The sequence below is a fragment of the Promicromonospora xylanilytica genome (assembly GCF_054782895.1).
The window spans coordinates 51,270-67,074 of record NZ_BAAGRP010000069.1 but is presented as its reverse complement, the minus strand read 5'-3'; the positions used below and the strand labels follow the sequence as shown (position 1 = coordinate 67,074).

At 71.6% G+C, this 15,805-nt stretch carries 16 protein-coding genes; 8 read left to right on the top strand and 8 right to left on the bottom strand.

Going from position 1 to position 15,805, the window contains the following annotated elements:
* Window positions 1–19: 19 nt before the first annotated feature.
* Window positions 20–3,820 carry a multifunctional oxoglutarate decarboxylase/oxoglutarate dehydrogenase thiamine pyrophosphate-binding subunit/dihydrolipoyllysine-residue succinyltransferase subunit gene (locus tag ACYVK7_RS20445; protein WP_460889548.1) on the top strand — a complete coding sequence of 1,267 codons (3,801 nt, stop codon included), beginning with the start codon at window positions 20–22 and terminating at the stop codon, window positions 3,818–3,820.
* Window positions 3,821–3,936: 116 nt separating this feature from the next.
* On the opposite strand, the gene ACYVK7_RS20440 is transcribed toward ACYVK7_RS20445, so the two are convergent.
* A complete protein-coding gene (locus tag ACYVK7_RS20440; RefSeq protein WP_460889547.1) occupies window positions 3,937–4,932 on the bottom strand; it encodes an aldo/keto reductase in 996 nt (331 codons plus the stop codon).
* A gap of 155 nt (window positions 4,933–5,087) precedes the next feature.
* Between ACYVK7_RS20440 and ACYVK7_RS20435 the strand changes: the two genes are divergently transcribed.
* Entirely contained in the window at window positions 5,088–6,032 is a 945-nt protein-coding gene (locus ACYVK7_RS20435) for an aldose 1-epimerase family protein (protein WP_460889546.1), read from the top strand.
* Window positions 6,033–6,184: 152 nt separating this feature from the next.
* The gene (locus tag ACYVK7_RS20430; RefSeq protein ID WP_460889566.1) at window positions 6,185–6,778 is read left to right on the top strand and encodes a GDSL-type esterase/lipase family protein; all 594 of its coding nucleotides are present in this window, start codon (window positions 6,185–6,187) and stop codon (window positions 6,776–6,778) included.
* Between the two features lie 121 nt (window positions 6,779–6,899).
* On the opposite strand, the gene ACYVK7_RS20425 is transcribed toward ACYVK7_RS20430, so the two are convergent.
* From ACYVK7_RS20425 to ACYVK7_RS20415, 3 genes are all read right to left on the bottom strand, one after another.
* Complete coding sequence (locus ACYVK7_RS20425; RefSeq protein ID WP_460889545.1) at window positions 6,900–7,697, bottom strand: DUF4097 family beta strand repeat-containing protein; 798 nt, start codon at window positions 7,695–7,697, stop codon at window positions 6,900–6,902.
* A 77-nt stretch (window positions 7,698–7,774) separates the two neighbouring features.
* Complete coding sequence (locus ACYVK7_RS20420; RefSeq protein WP_460889544.1) at window positions 7,775–8,467, bottom strand: PadR family transcriptional regulator; 693 nt, start codon at window positions 8,465–8,467, stop codon at window positions 7,775–7,777.
* Complete coding sequence (locus ACYVK7_RS20415) at window positions 8,467–9,336, bottom strand: DUF4097 family beta strand repeat-containing protein (RefSeq protein WP_460889543.1); 870 nt, start codon at window positions 9,334–9,336, stop codon at window positions 8,467–8,469. Before ACYVK7_RS20415 ends, ACYVK7_RS20420 begins: the two co-directional genes overlap by 1 nt.
* Window positions 9,337–9,527: 191 nt before the next feature.
* Between ACYVK7_RS20415 and ACYVK7_RS20410 the strand changes: the two genes are divergently transcribed.
* The gene (locus ACYVK7_RS20410) at window positions 9,528–9,602 is read left to right on the top strand and encodes a 50S ribosomal protein bL37 (RefSeq protein ID WP_369939587.1); all 75 of its coding nucleotides are present in this window, start codon (window positions 9,528–9,530) and stop codon (window positions 9,600–9,602) included.
* 120 nt (window positions 9,603–9,722) lie between these two features.
* Here the strand turns inward: ACYVK7_RS20410 and rsrA are convergent, their stop codons facing one another.
* Both rsrA and ACYVK7_RS20400 read right to left on the bottom strand, forming a co-directional pair.
* Window positions 9,723–9,998: a mycothiol system anti-sigma-R factor gene (rsrA, locus tag ACYVK7_RS20405; RefSeq protein ID WP_460889542.1), complete on the bottom strand. Its 276-nt coding sequence runs from the start codon at window positions 9,996–9,998 to the stop codon at window positions 9,723–9,725.
* Entirely contained in the window at window positions 9,995–10,777 is a 783-nt protein-coding gene (locus ACYVK7_RS20400) for a sigma-70 family RNA polymerase sigma factor (RefSeq protein ID WP_460889541.1), read from the bottom strand. Before ACYVK7_RS20400 ends, rsrA begins: the two co-directional genes overlap by 4 nt.
* Window positions 10,778–11,168: 391 nt before the next feature.
* On the opposite strand from ACYVK7_RS20400, the gene ACYVK7_RS20395 reads away from it, so the two are divergent.
* From ACYVK7_RS20395 to ACYVK7_RS20380, 4 genes are read left to right on the top strand one after another with little or no spacing between them, the layout of a single operon-like run.
* The gene (locus ACYVK7_RS20395) at window positions 11,169–11,642 is read left to right on the top strand and encodes a DoxX family membrane protein (RefSeq protein WP_460889540.1); all 474 of its coding nucleotides are present in this window, start codon (window positions 11,169–11,171) and stop codon (window positions 11,640–11,642) included.
* Window positions 11,643–11,679: 37 nt separating this feature from the next.
* A complete protein-coding gene (aroA, locus tag ACYVK7_RS20390) occupies window positions 11,680–12,996 on the top strand; it encodes a 3-phosphoshikimate 1-carboxyvinyltransferase (RefSeq protein WP_460889539.1) in 1,317 nt (438 codons plus the stop codon).
* A 27-nt stretch (window positions 12,997–13,023) separates the two neighbouring features.
* Window positions 13,024–14,124 carry a ribosome small subunit-dependent GTPase A gene (gene rsgA, locus ACYVK7_RS20385; protein ID WP_460889538.1) on the top strand — a complete coding sequence of 367 codons (1,101 nt, stop codon included), beginning with the start codon at window positions 13,024–13,026 and terminating at the stop codon, window positions 14,122–14,124.
* A gap of 14 nt (window positions 14,125–14,138) precedes the next feature.
* Complete coding sequence (locus tag ACYVK7_RS20380) at window positions 14,139–14,630, top strand: endonuclease V (RefSeq protein ID WP_460889537.1); 492 nt, start codon at window positions 14,139–14,141, stop codon at window positions 14,628–14,630.
* Here the strand turns inward: ACYVK7_RS20380 and ACYVK7_RS20375 are convergent.
* Window positions 14,621–15,049 (bottom strand): VOC family protein, encoded by a 429-nt coding sequence (locus ACYVK7_RS20375; protein WP_460889536.1) that lies wholly within the window; start codon window positions 15,047–15,049, stop codon window positions 14,621–14,623. The genes ACYVK7_RS20380 and ACYVK7_RS20375 overlap by 10 nt on opposite strands.
* 63 nt (window positions 15,050–15,112) lie before the next feature.
* Window positions 15,113–15,748 carry a DUF6928 family protein gene (locus tag ACYVK7_RS20370; RefSeq protein WP_460889535.1) on the bottom strand — a complete coding sequence of 212 codons (636 nt, stop codon included), beginning with the start codon at window positions 15,746–15,748 and terminating at the stop codon, window positions 15,113–15,115.
* Between the last annotated feature and the right edge of the window lie 57 nt (window positions 15,749–15,805).

Here is a 15,805-nt window from a genome sequence, read left to right as displayed (position 1 = left end):
TGGTTCAGAGTCGATCAGCGTGGCGAGCTCGTCATTCGGAGCCAACGAATGGCTTGTGGACGAGCTCTACCAGCAGTACTTGAAGGACAAGAACGCGGTTGACCCCGCGTGGTGGGACTTCTTCGCCGACTACACCCCGAGCGAGAACGGTTCCACCAAGGACGGCGCTACCGCGGCCGCCCCGTCGGCTCCGGCCGCGGCGTCGGCAGGCACGGCGCGGGCGACCCCTGCGTCCGCCCCCGCGGCACCCGCTCAGGCGGCTCCCGCCCAGCAAGCGGCGCCCGCCCAGCAGGCGGCCACCTCGGTGACGGGCGGCACCGCCGCCTCGGAGGCCGTGCAGCTGGTCCGCGAGAAGGTCTTGCCCGCCGACCCCAAGGTGAACCCGGCCAACCCGATCGCCACTCCACCCACCACGCACTACGCGGACACGTTCGAGCGTCCGGTGGCGCACCCGGACGCCGTCGACGACATCCAGAAGCTGCGCGGCCCCGCCGCGCGAGTGGTCACGAACATGGAGGCCTCGCTCGAGGTCCCCACCGCCACCTCGGTGCGCGCCGTGCCCGCCAAGCTGATGGTCGACAACCGCATCGTCATCAACAACCACCTCAAGCGCGGCCGTGGCGGCAAGATCTCGTTCACGCACCTCATCGGCTTCGCGCTGGTCGAGGCGCTGGCCGACATGCCGGTCATGAACGCGCACTACGAGCCGATCGACGGCAAGCCGGGCGTGAACCAGCCGGCACACGTGGGATTCGGTCTCGCGATCGACCTCGCCAAGCCGGACGGCTCGCGCCAGCTGCTCGTGCCGAGCATCAAGAAGGCCGAGGAGCTCGACTTCGCCGAGTTCTGGTCCGCCTACGAGGACCTCGTGCGCAAGGCGCGCGGCGGCAAGCTCGGTGTGCCCGACTTCCAGGGCACCACCATCTCGCTGACCAACCCGGGCGGCATCGGCACCGTGCACTCGGTGCCGCGGCTCATGCAGGGCCAGGGCACCATCATCGGCGTCGGCGCCATGGACTACCCGGCGGAGTTCGCCGGCGCGTCCGAGGAGCAGCTGGCCCGGATGGGCATCTCGAAGGTCATGACGATCACGTCGACCTACGACCACCGCATCATCCAGGGCGCGCAGTCGGGCGAGTTCCTCAAGATCATCTCGCAGAAGCTGCTCGGCCTGGACGGCTTCTACGACCGCGTCTTCGCGGCGCTGCGCGTCCCGTACGAGCCCGTCCGCTGGGTGCGTGACAACACGGTCGACGCCGACGTCGAGGCCGCCAAGCCGGCCAAGATCGCCGAGGTCGTCCAGGCGTACCGCTCGCGCGGCCACCTGATGGCCGACACCGACCCGCTGGCCTACCGTCAGCGCAAGCACCCGGACCTGGACATCCAGACCCACGGCCTCACGCTGTGGGACCTGGACCGTACGTTCCCGACGGCGGGCTTCGGCACCAAGCCGAAGGCCACCCTGCGGGAGATCCTCGGCCTGCTGCGCGACTCGTACTGCCGCACCATCGGCATCGAGTACATGCACATCGCCGACCCCGGCCAGCGCAAGTGGCTCCAGGAGCGCCTGGAGGCCGGCTACGCCAAGACGCCGCGCGAGGACCAGCTGCGCATCCTGCGCCGCCTCAACTCCGCCGAGGCGTTCGAGACGTTCCTGCAGACCAAGTTCGTCGGCCAGAAGCGCTTCTCGCTGGAGGGCGGCGAGTCGCTGATCCCGCTGCTCGACGCGATCCTGTCGCGTGCGGCGGAGGGCGGGCTCGACGAGGTCGGCATCGGCATGGCCCACCGTGGCCGCCTGAACGTGCTGGCGAACATCGCGGGCAAGAGCTACGGCCAGATCTTCAAGGAGTTCGAGGGCCAGCTCGACCCGAAGAGCGTCCAGGGTTCCGGCGACGTGAAGTACCACCTCGGCACCGAGGGCACGTTCACCTCGGAGTCCGGCGCCACCACGCGTGTCTACCTCGCGGCCAACCCGTCGCACCTCGAGGCGGTCGACCCGGTGCTCGAGGGCATCGTGCGCGCCAAGCAGGACCGCATCGACCTCGGTGGCGACGGCTTCTCCGTGCTGCCGATCCTGGTGCACGGCGACGCGGCCTTCGCCGGCCAGGGCGTGGTGCCCGAGGTGCTGAACCTGTCGCAGCTGCGCGGGTACCGCACCGGCGGCACCATCCATGTCGTCGTGAACAACCAGGTGGGCTTCACGACCGGCCCGACGGCGTCCCGCTCGACCACGTACGCGACCGACGTCGCCAAGGGCTACCAGGTCCCGGTGATGCACGTGAACGGTGACGACCCCGAGGCCGTCGTGCGGACCGCCGAGCTCGCCTTCGCGTTCCGGGAGCAGTTCGGCCAGGACGTCATCATCGACCTCATCTGCTACCGCCGCCGTGGGCACAACGAGGGCGACGACCCGTCGATGACGCAGCCGCTCATGTACAACCTCATCGAGACCAAGCGTTCGGTGCGCAAGCTGTACACCGAGAACCTGGTCGCCCGCGGTGACATCACCGTGGAGGAGGCAGAGGGCGCGCTGCAGGACTACCAGGCGCAGCTCGAGCGGGTCTTCACCGAGACCAAGTCCGGCTTCACGCCCGCACCGCAGACGGAGCAGATCGCAGGCCTGGAGCGTCCGGAGTCCCAGCGTGAGGACGCCGGGACCATGGTGGGCTGGAAGACCGCGATCTCGCCGGAGATGCTGCAGCGGGTCGGCGAGGTGCACACCTCGCCGCCGGAGGGCTTCACCGTGCACCCGAAGCTCGCCCAGCTGCTCGAGAAGCGACGGCTCATGGCGAAGGAAGGCGGCATCGACTGGGGCTTCGGCGAGCTCGTGGCCTTCGGCTCGCTGCTCGCGGAGGGCACCCCAGTCCGGCTCGCCGGCCAGGACTCGCGCCGCGGCACGTTCGTGCAGCGCCACGCGGTGCTCCACGACCGGGAGACCGGTGCCGAGTGGACCCCGATCCTCTACCTGTCGGGTGACCAGGCCAAGTTCTGGATCTACGACTCCTCGCTGTCGGAGTACGCGGCGCTCGGCTTCGAGTACGGCTACTCGGTGGAGCGCCCGGACGCCCTGGTGCTCTGGGAGGCCCAGTTCGGCGACTTCGTCAACGGCGCCCAGACGGTGATCGACGAGTTCATCTCGTCCGCCGAGCAGAAGTGGGGCCAGTCGTCCTCGGTCGTCATGCTCCTGCCGCACGGCTACGAGGGTCAGGGACCTGACCACTCGTCGGCCCGCATCGAGCGGTTCCTGCAGCTGTGTGCCGAGAACAACATCACGGTCGCGCAGCCGTCCACGCCGGCGTCGTACTTCCACCTGCTGCGCCGCCAGGCGTACGCCCGCCCACGTCGTCCGATGGTCGTCTTCACGCCGAAGCAGCTGCTGCGCCTCAAGGCGGCGGCGTCCTCGGTCGACGACTTCACCTCGGGGACCTTCCAGGAGGTCATCAGCGACCCGACGGCTGTTCCCGCGAAGGTCGACCGGGTGCTGCTCTGCACGGGCCGCGTGTACTACGACCTCCTCGCCGAGCGCACCAAGCGCGGTGACGAGGGCGTGGCCATCGTCCGCCTCGAGCAGCTCTACCCGTTCCCGGAGGCACAGGTCCGCGAGGAGATCGCCAAGTACAGCGACGCCGAGGTGGTCTGGGTCCAGGACGAGCCGCAGAACCAGGGCGCCTGGGGCTTCATCCACCTGGCACTGCCGATGGACGTGCCCTACGTCAAGGTGGTCTCGCGCCCGGCGTCGGCGTCGACCGCCGCCGGCACCGCGAAGCTGCACGCCGCCCAGCAGCAGACGCTCCTGGAGCAGGCCTTCACACGCGGCTGACCCCGCCGAGGTAGTCGTCTGGCGAGGTAGTCATGCAGCGAGGTAGTCACCCAGTTCGCGCTGGGTGACTACCTCGCTGCATGACTACCTCGCCAGACGACTACCTCGGCAAAGAGCTACCACTTGTCGTGGACGTGCTCCTTGATCATCTCCTCGTAGATCTCGCGCACGCCGGACATGAACAGCGGGCCCAGCGTCGCGGCGGAGCCCGCCGCCGCGTTCGCCCGTGCCTGCTCGACGTTGCGGGCGCCCGGGATCACGGAGGAGACGCCCGGCCGCTGCCACGCCCAGGCGATGGCCGCCTGGGCCGGGGTGAGGGAGTCGCCGGTGCGCTCCTTGGCCAGCTCGGTGAACCGGGCGGCGGCCTCGATCCCCACCTCGTAGGGCACGCCGGAGAACGTCTCGCCGACGTCGAACGCCGCACCCTCCCTGTTGAACGTGCGGTGGTCGTTCTCGGCGAACACCGTCTCCTTCGTGTACCGGCCGGAGAGCAGGCCGGACGCCAGCGGCACGCGCGCGATGATGCCGACCCCAGCGGCCGACGCAGCGGGCAGCACCTCCTCGAGCGGCTTGAGCCGGAACGCGTTGAGGATGATCTGCACGGTCGCCACGTTGGGCCGGGCGATGGCCTCGAGCGCCTCGGACGTCTTCTCGACGCTCACGCCGTACGCCGCGACGGCGCCGTCCGCCACGAGCTGGTCGAGCGCGTCGTAGACGGCGTCCGACGAGTAGACGGGCGTGGGCGGGCAGTGCAGCTGCACCAGGTCCAGCCGGTCGACGCCGAGGTTGCGGCGGGAGCGGTCGGTCCACTCGCGGAAGTGCTCCAGCACGTAGTTCTCCGGCACCTGGTCCATGCGCCGCCCCATCTTCGTGGCGACGGTGATCCCTGCGTCGGGGTGGTCCTTGAGGAAGGAACCGATGGCCTGTTCGCTGCGGCCGTCACCGTAAACGTCCGCGGTGTCGAAGAAGGTCACCCCGGCCTCGAGCGAGGCCTCGAGAACGGCGCGCGCGTCACCCTCGCTGACGTCTCCCCAGTCAGCACCGAGCTGCCAGGTGCCCAGGCCCACAGCCGATACGAGCCGACCCGTCCGTCCGAGTACCTGCTGTTCCATCGTTCCTCCTACTGCTGGGGCGGGCAGACCTGCCCGCGCGGACCCGTCCTCAGGCCCTGTTCGTAGCGGGGTCGTGCGCACATCACGCGACGCAGCCCCCCAGTCTGCTGTCTCACGCTACGTGCCGCAGGCGAATATTGCCCTACGGTTACGGTGTGAGTGTGACGACAGAAATTCCTCCCGTGGCCGAGGCCAGGCCCCATCCTTCCGGGGACCAGTTCCGGATCAGCCATGAGGGCCACCTCGCGACGGTCACCCAGGTGGGTGCGGCGCTGCGAGAATACTCGGTGGACGGACGCGACGTCGTGGTGCCGTTCGGCGCCGACGAGATCAGCCCCGTGTTCAACTCCGCGGTGCTCATCCCCTGGCCGAACCGGCTCCGCGACGGCTCGTACGAGTACGGCGGCGAGTCGCACCAGCTGCCCGTGACGGAGCCGGCGCGCAACACCGCGCTGCACGGGCTCGCCGCGTGGGAGCGCTGGTCGGTCGTCGAGCACTCCGGGTCGGCCGTGAAGCTCGAGCTCGAGCTGGTCGCCCGGCCGGGCTATCCCTTCCAGCTGGTGGCGCAGATCCGCTACGCCCTGTCCGACGCAGGGCTCGAGGTCACGCTCGACGTCACCAACGTGGGCGCGAGCACCGCGCCGTACGGGTGCGGGTTCCACCCCTGGCTGTCCACCGGCGGCGCCGACCTGGACGAATGCACGGTGCGGCTGGACGCGAGCACCCGCGTCACGACCGACGACCGGCTGCTGCCGACCGGCACCGAGCCGGCGTCCGGCACCTACGACCTCCGGGAGCCGCGCAGCGCGGCCGGCCTGGACCTCGACGACGCGTATGTGGACGTCGTCCGGGACGAGGACGGCCTGTCCTGGGCCCACCTGACGGCCCCGGACGGCCGCACGGCCGCGGTCTGGATGGACGAGTCCCAGGACGTCTGGCAGATCTGCACGGGCGACCACATCGCACCCGACCACCGCAGGCACGGCCTCGCCGCCGAGCCGATGACCTGCGCCGCCGACGCGTTCCGCACGCGGGATCGGCTCGTGCACCTCGCCCCGGGCGAGCGGCACGGAGTCCGCTGGGGGCTGACCCTGCTCTGACGGCGCCGTTGTCGAGGTCTCGGTTCTGACGTCGGCGGGTGAGCGTCGGCGCGTTGTCACCGATCGGTCACGGTCCGTGCACCACAATGGGGAACCGGCCGTCCGCCAGGCTGCCGGGAACAGGCAAGGAGAGTCCGTTGCAGGATCGCGAGGTGCGCATCTGCGTCGTCGGTGACGAGCTGGCCACGGGTGTCGGAGACGCTCGTGCGCTCGGCTGGACCGGTCGCGTCGTCGCGCGCACCCACTTCTCCCGCCCCGCCATGCTCTTCACCCTGGCCGTGCCCGGCGAGACGAGCACGCAGCTCGGCGCGCGCTGGGAGGCGGAGACCTCCGCACGGTTCGGCCCCGACTCCGAGGTCGAGAACCGTCTGGTCGTCGCCCTGGGGCGGCACGACGTCGCCTCGGGGCTCACCGTCGCCCGTTCGCGCCTGAACCTGGCGAACATCCTCGATGTCGCGGACGCGAACCGGACCGCGGCGTTCGTGGTCGGGCCGCCGCCCGGTGCGCCCGCCGAGGGTGACCGGATCGCGGAGCTGTCCGATGCGTTCGCCGACGTCGCCAGCCGACGCCGGGTGCCGTACGTCGACACGTACACGCCGCTGGCCCAGCACGAGCAGTGGCTGGCCGACCTCGCGCAGGGCGGCGGCACCTACCCCGGGCAGGCCGGGTACGGGCTCATGGCATGGCTCGTGCTGCACACCGGCTGGCACGCCTGGCTGGGCCTGCCGCAGGACGAGGTCGCCTGACCCCTGCCGAGGTAGTCGTCTGGCGAGGTAGTCGTCTGGCGAGGTAGTCACCCCGTTCGCGCTGGGTGACTACCTCGCCACGTGACTACCTCGCCAGACGACTACCTCGGCAAGTTGGGCGTCAGCCGCGGGTGATCGTCGCCGTGCCCGAGACCGTGTTGGTCGAGATGTAGGCGGCCGCCCCCGGCTCCGCGTGGTCGACCACGACGGTGCGCTGCGCGCTGGACGTCGCCTGCGCGCCGTCGATCACCACCTTGCCCGTCACGCTGCGCGCACGGAGGTTGACCGGTGACCCGGCGTCGAGCTGCACCGACGCCGCGCCGGAGACCGTCTTGGCATTGACGAGCGGTGTGGTGCCGATGGCGGTGACGTCCACCGCGCCGGACACGGTCTGGACGGACACCCGCCCCAGCGCGCCCACCACGGACACGGCTCCCGACACGGTCGAGACCGCCACGTCTCCCGCGTGCTCGGCGACCGTCACGGCCCCCGTACCCGACTTGGTGGTCACGGACCCGGTGGTGCCGGTGACGGTGATGGCGCCCCCGGCGGTCTTGACGTTGACCCCCGACTGCGACCCGGTCACCACCGCCTCGGCGCCCACGGTGGCGATGTCGACGACCGACGTGGCGGGGACGGTCACCCGGACCACCGCGCTGTCGTGGTCCTTGAGACCGCGGAAGCGGTCCACGAAGCCCTCGAGGCCCGGGAAGTCGTAGGCGATCCGAAGGTTGCCGTGCTCGGCGAGGATCTGCAGCGGCCGCGTCGACACCTCGAGCACCTCGACGAGGGCTCCAGAGGTGCGGTTCGGGTCGGCTACGACCTCCGCGCGGCCGTTCGTCAGTCGGACGATCAGGGTCGAGGCGCCGCCTACCTCGATGGTCTGAGGGGCGGCTACGCTCCAGGACTCGGTGGTCATCGCTGTGCTCCGTTCATTGGGGACGTTGCGGGGTGGTTCGTGGACGGGTACGTGGGTCCGCACCTGGGGAGCGCGGATCACCCGGATTTCGTGCGATCTGCACGGCCCGGCGGAGAAGTCGTGCTGTGCGGCAGCGTCCCACGGATCGCGGAACGTGCCGAGTCGAGGACGGTACGCAGCGTCTCCACGGTCAGCGCCGACACCGTACCCGCGACGTCCGCCTCCCGCAGGTCGGCCAGCACGTCGTTGCGGAACCGCTGGAGCATCGCCTCGGCGTCGTGCCGCAGCGAGTTGGACTGCGTGCGACGCGGGTCGGGCGCCGCGCCGGGACGGGGCCGGGAGCGGGCCTCCTGCGCCGCGGCGGCGAGCTCGGCCCGCAGACCGCGCATCGTGTCGCGGACGTCCGCCCGCACCTCGTCCGCCAGGCTGCGCACCGTCTCGGCGACGCTGCGCTCCAGCCGCCGGACGTCGTCGAGGCGGCTGTCGAGCTCGGCCCGGCCGGCGGGGGTGAGCTCGTACGTGGCCTTGCGCCCGGCACCCGGTGAGCTCGCGGATTCGGCCGGAGCCTGGATGTCCGGGAGCGAGCGCCGGACCAGCCCCTCCTCCTCGAGCCGGGCCAGGCGCGGGTAGATGGTCCCCGCGCTGGGCCGGTAGGTGCCCCCGAAGCGCCGGGTGAGCTCGGTGATGAGCTCGTACCCGTGCCGTGGCCCGTCCAGGAGCAGCACCAGCAGGTACAGGCGCAGCTCCCCGTGGGCGAAGACGGGTGGCACTACAGCTCCACGGGCGCTGTGTCGGCGGGCGTTGCCTGAGCGGGCGAGGCGTCGACCGGCGCGTCCTGCGGTCCGCCGATCACGGTGACGTCGCCGGAGACGCCGGTCACGCGCAGATGCATGACGCCCGGCCGCTCCGACCGTTCACCGCCGCTCACCTTCGCGCCGCCGCCACCGGTGAACTGCAGGCCACCGAGCGTGACCCTGCCGCTGACGCTCTGCACCGACACCTCGACGGCGCGCTCGTCGGGAACGCGCAGGAGCATGTTCCCGGAGACCGTGTTGACCCGGACCGCCCGCGGCTGGTTCACCAGGTCGAACGTCACGTCGCCGGAGACGGACGACGACGTGACGACGTCGGCCGAGGCGCTCACCACGACGTCGGCGGACACCGTGATGCTCGTGACGTCGCCCACGTGGTCACGGACCGTCACCTCGCCGGACACCGTGTTCAGCTTGAGGTCGCCCGCCGTGCGGGAGACCAGCAGAGAGCCGGAGACGGTGGACGCCGACGCGCCCGCCGTCGTACCGGCCAGGAGGCCCTCGCCGCGCACCGTGCCCAGCCGCACCGTGGTGCCGGTGGGCACCGCGACGTGGATGTCGGCACGGGCCTTGCCGCCGAAGTCCGCGAACCGCTTCATGAACGAACCCCAGCCCGACAGGCCGCTCTCGTGCCCGATCACCAGGTGCCCGCCCTCCAGCCGGACCTCGAGGGACCTGCCCTCGACGGAGTGCACCTCCACCCGGACCACCGGCTCGTCGTGCGCCACGATGTCGAGCCGGCCGTCGACGACGTGCGCGTCGACGGTGGTCACACCATCGAGCTCGATGGTCTGCGGACCAGTGACGGTCCAGCTCTCTGCGCTCATGGGTTCCTCCGCTGCTCTCGGCCGGCTCGGACTCTCGACTGTCTCCACTCGCCGCGAACACGATATATCGCGTCGACCCGAGACACGATATATCGCGTCCCTGGGTCCGGCAACCCCTTTTCCGGCCCGACGACCCGGCGATCTGTGGGATCATAGGAACCATTCAGTCCGTCACCTGGCAGGAGACACAGATGAGCAAGCGCGGTCGCAAGCGCCGTAGCCGTGCCGGCAAGGCAGCGAACCACGGCAAGCGTCCCAACACCTGAGTCGGCTCACCACACGAGCCGCCCAGCTGGGCAGACAAACGCGAAAGGGCCGGAACCCCTGCTTAACACCTAGGGGGTTCCGGCCCTTCGTCATGTTCGCCGGCGCTCAGCCGGCCCACGTCACTCGACGACGGTCATGACCGTCAGCTGCTCGTGGATACGTACGCGCAGCGTGTCCGGGGCGCGCTCGCTGCACGACCGGCGCACGAGCTGCTTCACGAGGTCCTCGACGCTCAGTTCGGCCAGGCACGGCGAGCAGTGGGCGACGTGTGCGCGCATCCGCTGCTCGTCGTCCGGCGTCATCTCGGAGTCGAGGTACTCGTACAGGTGCTTGAGCGCGTGCTCGCACTCGGACTCCCCCGCCGTGTCGTGCGGGATGGGTTCTACGTTGTTCACTGCGCACCTCCGGGCGCCTGGCTGACGAGTCCTCGCTGGGCGGCGTAGTCGGCGAGGAGCTCACGCAGCTGCCGGCGTCCGCGGTGGAGCCGGGACATCACGGTCCCGATCGGAGTTCCCATGATCTCCGCGATCTCCTTGTAGGGGAAGCCCTCGACGTCGGCGTAGTACACGACCATCCGACGGTCCTCCGGGAGCTCGGCGAGCGCCCGCTTCACATCGCTGTCCGGCAAGCGGTCCAGCGCCTCCGCCTCGGCGGAGCGCAGGCCACGCGACGTGTGCGACGCCGCGCGCGCGATCTGCCAGTCCTCGACGTCCTCCGCCTGGGACTGCTGCGGCTCGCGCTGCTTCTTGCGGTAGCTGTTGATGAACGTGTTGGTGAGGATCCGGTACAGCCAGGCCTTCAGGTTCGTACCCGGCCGGTACTGGTGGAACGCGGCGAACGCCTTGGCGAACGTCTCCTGCACCAGGTCCTCGGCGTCCGCGGGGTTACGCGTCATGCGCAGCGCCGCGGAGTACAGCTGGTCGAGGTACTGCAGCGCGTCCCGCTCGAACCGGGCCGCGCGTGCGGTCGCGCTCTCCTCCTGCGGCGAGCGCTCCGTGCTCTCGTCGTCGGTCTCCGGCGCGGCGGCCTCGTCGCTGGTCTCGGTGGCGCCCTCGGCCACGGCGGCTCCCGTGGTCCCGGCAACGCCCTCGCTCGCGGTCCTGCCAGGGCGCGCCCCGGCACCGGCGCCGACCGCGTCGGCGTCCTGATTCTGCTCGCGGGAAGTGTCAGTCATCGCACTTGAGCCTAGCCGCGTCGGCCAACCCGTGTTCGACAGGGCCTCTGCCGTGGACTTCGCCGTGGACCGGACCGCGTCCGCGCCCGGGTCCAACAGGTGCGCCGGAACCGTGCCGAACATCAGGGACGCACCCTGCCCGCCCGACACCGGACCGGCGGTGGCGCCGGTCGCCTCGCTGGTCACCGTGCTCGTCGCCGTCTGTGTCACCGTGTCGATCACCCTGTTCCTCACCGGATCCGTCTCGTGGCATCGCTCCACCTCGGGTTCAACCCGTGCCCACGGCGCCTCATTCCCGGTGTGGCCGGCGCCATCCCCCCGCAACCGTCGCGACGCCGTCCCGTGTCGCCATCCTGCTGCATTCGTGGCCCTCATCTGCCAAGGTGGAGGCATGCTGCTTCGACACATCGCACGACCCCTGCTGGCCTCATCGTTCATCTACGACGGCGTGCAGGCGGCCCGGAAGCCGAGCGAGCACGTCGCCACGGCCAGGTCCGGGTCCGCCCTGGCCACCCAGGCACTGGGCGCGGAGCCGCTCAGCGAGAAGCAGGTCACCACGCTCGTGCGCGCGCACGGCATCGCGACCGCCGCGGCGGGCACGTTCCTCGCGCTCGGCAAGGCGCCCCGCGCGTCGGCCATCGCACTGGCGCTGCTCACGCTGCCCCTCGCCGTGGTGAACCAGCCCTTCACCGCACCCAAGGAGGAGCGCGGGCCGCGCACCGAGCGGTTCCTGCGCAACCTCGCCTCCGTGGGCGCAGCACTCATCGCGGGCGCGGACCTCGAGGGCCGGCCCGGGATGTCGTGGCGTGTCCAGCAGGCGCGCGCGGCGCGCGCCGAGGCGAAGGCAGCCGCCGCCGACGCGTGAGCCCCTGCGCGGGCGCGGTCCGCGATAATCTCGGCACATGACTTCCTCCACCACCGCGCCCGCACCGACGTGGGAGGCGCCGCTCGCCGGTGCTCCCCTGGACGCGACGGTCGAGGTACCCGGCAGCAAGTCCCTCACCAACCGCCTCCTGGTGCTCGCCGCCCTCGCGGAGGGGCCCGGCACGCTGCGAGGCGCCCTGCGCAGCCGCGACGCCGACCTCATGATCGGCGCTCTGCGCGCACTGGGCGCCCGTATCGAGGAGGGCGACGAGCCCAGCACGCTGCGCGTGACACCGGGACCCGTCACCGGTGACACCGAGGTGGACACCGGCCTGGCCGGCACCGTCATGCGGTTCCTGCCCCCGTTCGCGGCGCTCGCCGACGGCCCCGTCCGGTTCGACGGGGACCCCGAGGCGCGCGTCCGCCCGATGCTCCCGGTCCTGGCGGCGCTTCGCACCCTCGGGGTCACGGTGCACGACCCGGCGGACTCCTCGGCGCTGCCGACGCACCTCCCCTTCACCGTCGAGGGCCGCGGCAGCGTGCAGGGCGGCGCCGTCGACGTCGATGCCTCCGAGTCCTCGCAGTTCGTCTCCGGCCTCCTGCTCGCCGCTGCCCGCTTCGAGCGAGGCCTCACGCTGCGGCACATCGGTGCCACGCTGCCGAGCCTGCCGCACATCGAGATGACGGTCGCCACGCTGCGCGACGTCGGCGTCGTGGTCGACGACTCCCGCGACGGCATGTGGGCCGTCGCTCCGGGGCCCATCACGGCCCGCGACGCCCGCGTCGAGCCGGACCTGTCCAACGCGGCCCCGTTCCTCGCCTCGGCCCTGGTGGCCGGAGGTACCGTCCGGGTCCCGGGCTGGCCGACCCTGACCACGCAGCCCGGCGCGATGGTTCCTGAGCTCCTGGAGCGCATGGGCGGCACGTACACGCTCACCGACGGGGTCCTGACGGTGACGGGAACCGGCGAGGTGCACGGGATCGACGTCGACCTGCGCGCCGGCGGCGAGCTCGCGCCCACGTTCGCCGCGCTGGCCGCGCTCGCCGACTCCCCGTCCCGGCTGCGCGGTATCGCGCACCTGCGGGGCCACGAGACCGACCGCCTCGCGGCGCTGGCCCGCGAGATCACCCGGCTCGGCGGGCAGGCGGAGGAGACGCGCGACGGCCTCGTCATCACGCCCCGTCCGCTGCACGGCGACGTCGTGCGCACGTACGCCGACCACCGCATGGCGACCTCCGCGGCACTGCTCGGCCTGCGCGTACCGGGCGTGCTGGTGGAGAACGTCGGCACCACGGCCAAGACGCTGCCCGACTTCACCGGCATGTGGCTGGGCATGCTCGGCTCGGCCGCCTGATGGGCGTCGGCTGATGGGGCACGCCTGATGGGCCGGCGGGACATCGACGAGTCGGACTTCCGCTCCCGCCCGTCCAAGCGCGGCTCGCGCCCGCGGACCAAGCAGCGCCCCCAGCACTCCGACGCCGTGACCGGCCTGGTCACGGGCGTCGACCGGGGGCGGTACACGCTCCTGGTCAAGGACGCCGACGGGGCCGACGGCGAACGGGTGGTGACCGCCATGAAGGCGCGGGAGCTGACCCGGACGCGCGTGGTCGTGGGCGACCGCGTCGACGTCGTGGGCGACGTCTCCGGCGGCGAGGGCTCGCTCGCCCGCATCGTGCGCATCCAGGAGCGCACCTCGACGCTGCGCCGCACCGCCGACGACACCGACCCGTACGAACGGATCGTCGTCGCCAACGCGGACCAGCTGGTCATCGTCACGGCGCTGGCGCAGCCCGAGCCCCGGACCGGCATGATCGACCGCTGCGTGGTGGCGGCCTACGACGCCGGCATGTCGGTGCTGCTCTGCCTGACGAAGGCGGACCTGGCCTCGCCCGACGAGCTCCGCGCACTCTACGAGCCCCTCGGGGTCGAGGTGGTGGTGACCCGGCGGTCGCCGGCCGACGACGACGCGGCGGCCGGCGTCCTGTCGCTGGCCCCCGACTCCGTCGAGGAGGTCCGCGAACGGTTGCGGGGCCTCGTGTCCGTGCTGGTGGGGCACTCCGGGGTCGGCAAATCCACCCTGATCAACGCCCTGGCCCCCGCCGCGAACCGCGCCACCGGTGTGGTCAACGACGTGACGGGCAGAGGCCGCCACACCTCGACCTCCGCCGTGGCGCTCCCCCTCCCGGTCGCGGTCTCGGCAGGCGAGCCCAGCGACGACTTCGACGGCTGGGTGATCGACACCCCTGGCGTCCGCTCCTTCGGCCTGGCCCACGTCGAGGTGGCACACCTGCTGAACGCGTTCGAGGACCTCGACGAGGTGGCGCGGGAGTGCCCGCGCGGCTGTACGCACCTCGCCGACGCCCCGGACTGCGCGCTCGACGACTGGATCGAGGCCTCCCCGGACGAAGAACGCCCCGCCCGTGCGGCCCGGCTCACCTCGTTCCGCCGCCTGCTGTCCTCGCGCACGGGGCCGGACTCCTGACGGGATTCGGTGCGGTGGACGTGCAGTACCTGGACGACGGCGGGGCGCGTGCCGCCCTCGTCGTCTGCGCCGACGCCGCGTTCAGCACACCGGCCGAGGAACGCACGGTGCTCGTCGACCGGGTGGCCGAATACCGGCCAGGCAGGTTCTACGAGCGGGAGCTGCCGGCACTGGAGCGGGTCCTGTCGGGCACGATGCCCCTGGACCTGCTGATCGTCGACGGGTACGTGGACCTCGACCCCGCCGGACGGCCGGGACTGGGCGCCCACGTGGCCGACGCAGGGTTGGCGCCGATCGTGATCGGTGTCGCGAAGACCCGGTTCCGGGCCGCGACGCATGCCGCCGAGGTACTGCGCGGGCAGTCCACCCGACCGCTGTATGTCACCGCATCGGGCATGGCCCTCGAGGCCGCAGCCGGCCTCGTCCGCGAGATGGCCGGAGACGCGCGGTTCCCGGACGCCCTACGCCGCGTGGACCGGCTGGCGCGCGGCGCGGCTCACGCCTGAAGGAACATCCAGCGGTGGCCCTCCACGTCCTCCGCGCGGTAGAGCCGGCCGTACGGCGCCTCCTCGATCTCGGAGAGCAGGCCCGCACCGGCCGCCCGCGCACGCGCGAAGTGGGCGTCGACGTCGCTGACGTGGACCAGCACGCCGTCGATGACCCAGGGCGTCGACAGCCAGGCGTCCGCCGCCCTGCAGTGCTTGCGGTGCGCCGCGGGTCCCTCGTACGACGCCAGCTCGGACACCATCACCCGCCCGCCGCCCGCGTCGAGCTCGCCGTGGGAGAGGTGACCGTCGTCGTCCAGCCAGCGTTCCGCCTCGGTGAAGCCGAACGCCTCGATGAGCCAGTCCATGGCGGTGACACCGTCCTGGTAGGACAGCATGGGGATCACTGCGGGTTCGGGAACAACTGTGGGTTCGGGCATGACCAGACCTCCTCGCTCTCGAACAAATGTACGAGCCTTTCGAGGATCTGTCGAGCGCTCCCGTCAGGAGATCTGGAACCCGAACAGCTCGACGGCCCACGGGTCCAGGCGCCCGGCGGACGGACCGCCGTCGTCGGCGCCCTCGCCGCTGAACCCGAAGAACTCCTGCAGCGCCTGCTCCCCCAGGACCAGCGGGTGGAACGGGAACGGGTAGCCGGCGCCGCCCGGTGCGGGATGCCTGCCCGCCCAGAACGGCTCCTCGAAGGCGAGGCGTTCCCCGGTGTCCTCCAGCACCCCGTCGTCGGGCGAGAGGCTCAGTGAGCGTACGAGCGCACCGTCCCGCCACACCGCGAAGGCGAACCAGTCCACCGCGCTGTGCATCGCGTGCAGGTAGAGCGTGCGCCCCATGCTCGCGGCGACCAGGTGCGCGGGAAGCTGCGAGGGCCGGTCGAGCATGAGCGCCTGGTCGCACAGGACGTCCACCTCGGGCGTCGACAGCGCGCACGCGCGGCCCTGGGGCGGGAACACCGCGTCCCCGAGCTCCCACGGCTCCTCCCCGTCGGGGTGGATCCGCGCCGGCGGCCACAGCAGACCGAGCAGCTCGGCCGCACCCGCCTCGTCCGCGAACTCCGCGGCCTCCGTCAGCCCCGCCGCCACGTCCCCGTCCGCGTACACCAGCATCGCGGTCTTGGCACCCATCTCTTGATCTCCCGCCCTCGGCTGCTACCCCTGTCCTCGGCCCCCGCCCCGACGCCG

Coding starts and splice junctions, on each gene's coding strand:
- ACYVK7_RS20395 (WP_460889540.1), top strand. CDS start 11,169: ATGCTGCTTCGACACATCGCACGACCCCTGCTGGCCTCATCGTTCATC.
- aroA (WP_460889539.1), top strand. CDS start 11,680: ATGACTTCCTCCACCACCGCGCCCGCACCGACGTGGGAGGCGCCGCTC.
- ACYVK7_RS20415 (WP_460889543.1), bottom strand. CDS start 9,336: ATGAGCGCAGAGAGCTGGACCGTCACTGGTCCGCAGACCATCGAGCTC.
- ACYVK7_RS20425 (WP_460889545.1), bottom strand. CDS start 7,697: ATGACCACCGAGTCCTGGAGCGTAGCCGCCCCTCAGACCATCGAGGTA.
- ACYVK7_RS20440 (WP_460889547.1), bottom strand. CDS start 4,932: ATGGAACAGCAGGTACTCGGACGGACGGGTCGGCTCGTATCGGCTGTG.
- ACYVK7_RS20375 (WP_460889536.1), bottom strand. CDS start 15,049: ATGCCCGAACCCACAGTTGTTCCCGAACCCGCAGTGATCCCCATGCTG.
- ACYVK7_RS20370 (WP_460889535.1), bottom strand. CDS start 15,748: ATGGGTGCCAAGACCGCGATGCTGGTGTACGCGGACGGGGACGTGGCG.
- ACYVK7_RS20400 (WP_460889541.1), bottom strand. CDS start 10,777: ATGACTGACACTTCCCGCGAGCAGAATCAGGACGCCGACGCGGTCGGC.
- rsgA (WP_460889538.1), top strand. CDS start 13,024: ATGGGCCGGCGGGACATCGACGAGTCGGACTTCCGCTCCCGCCCGTCC.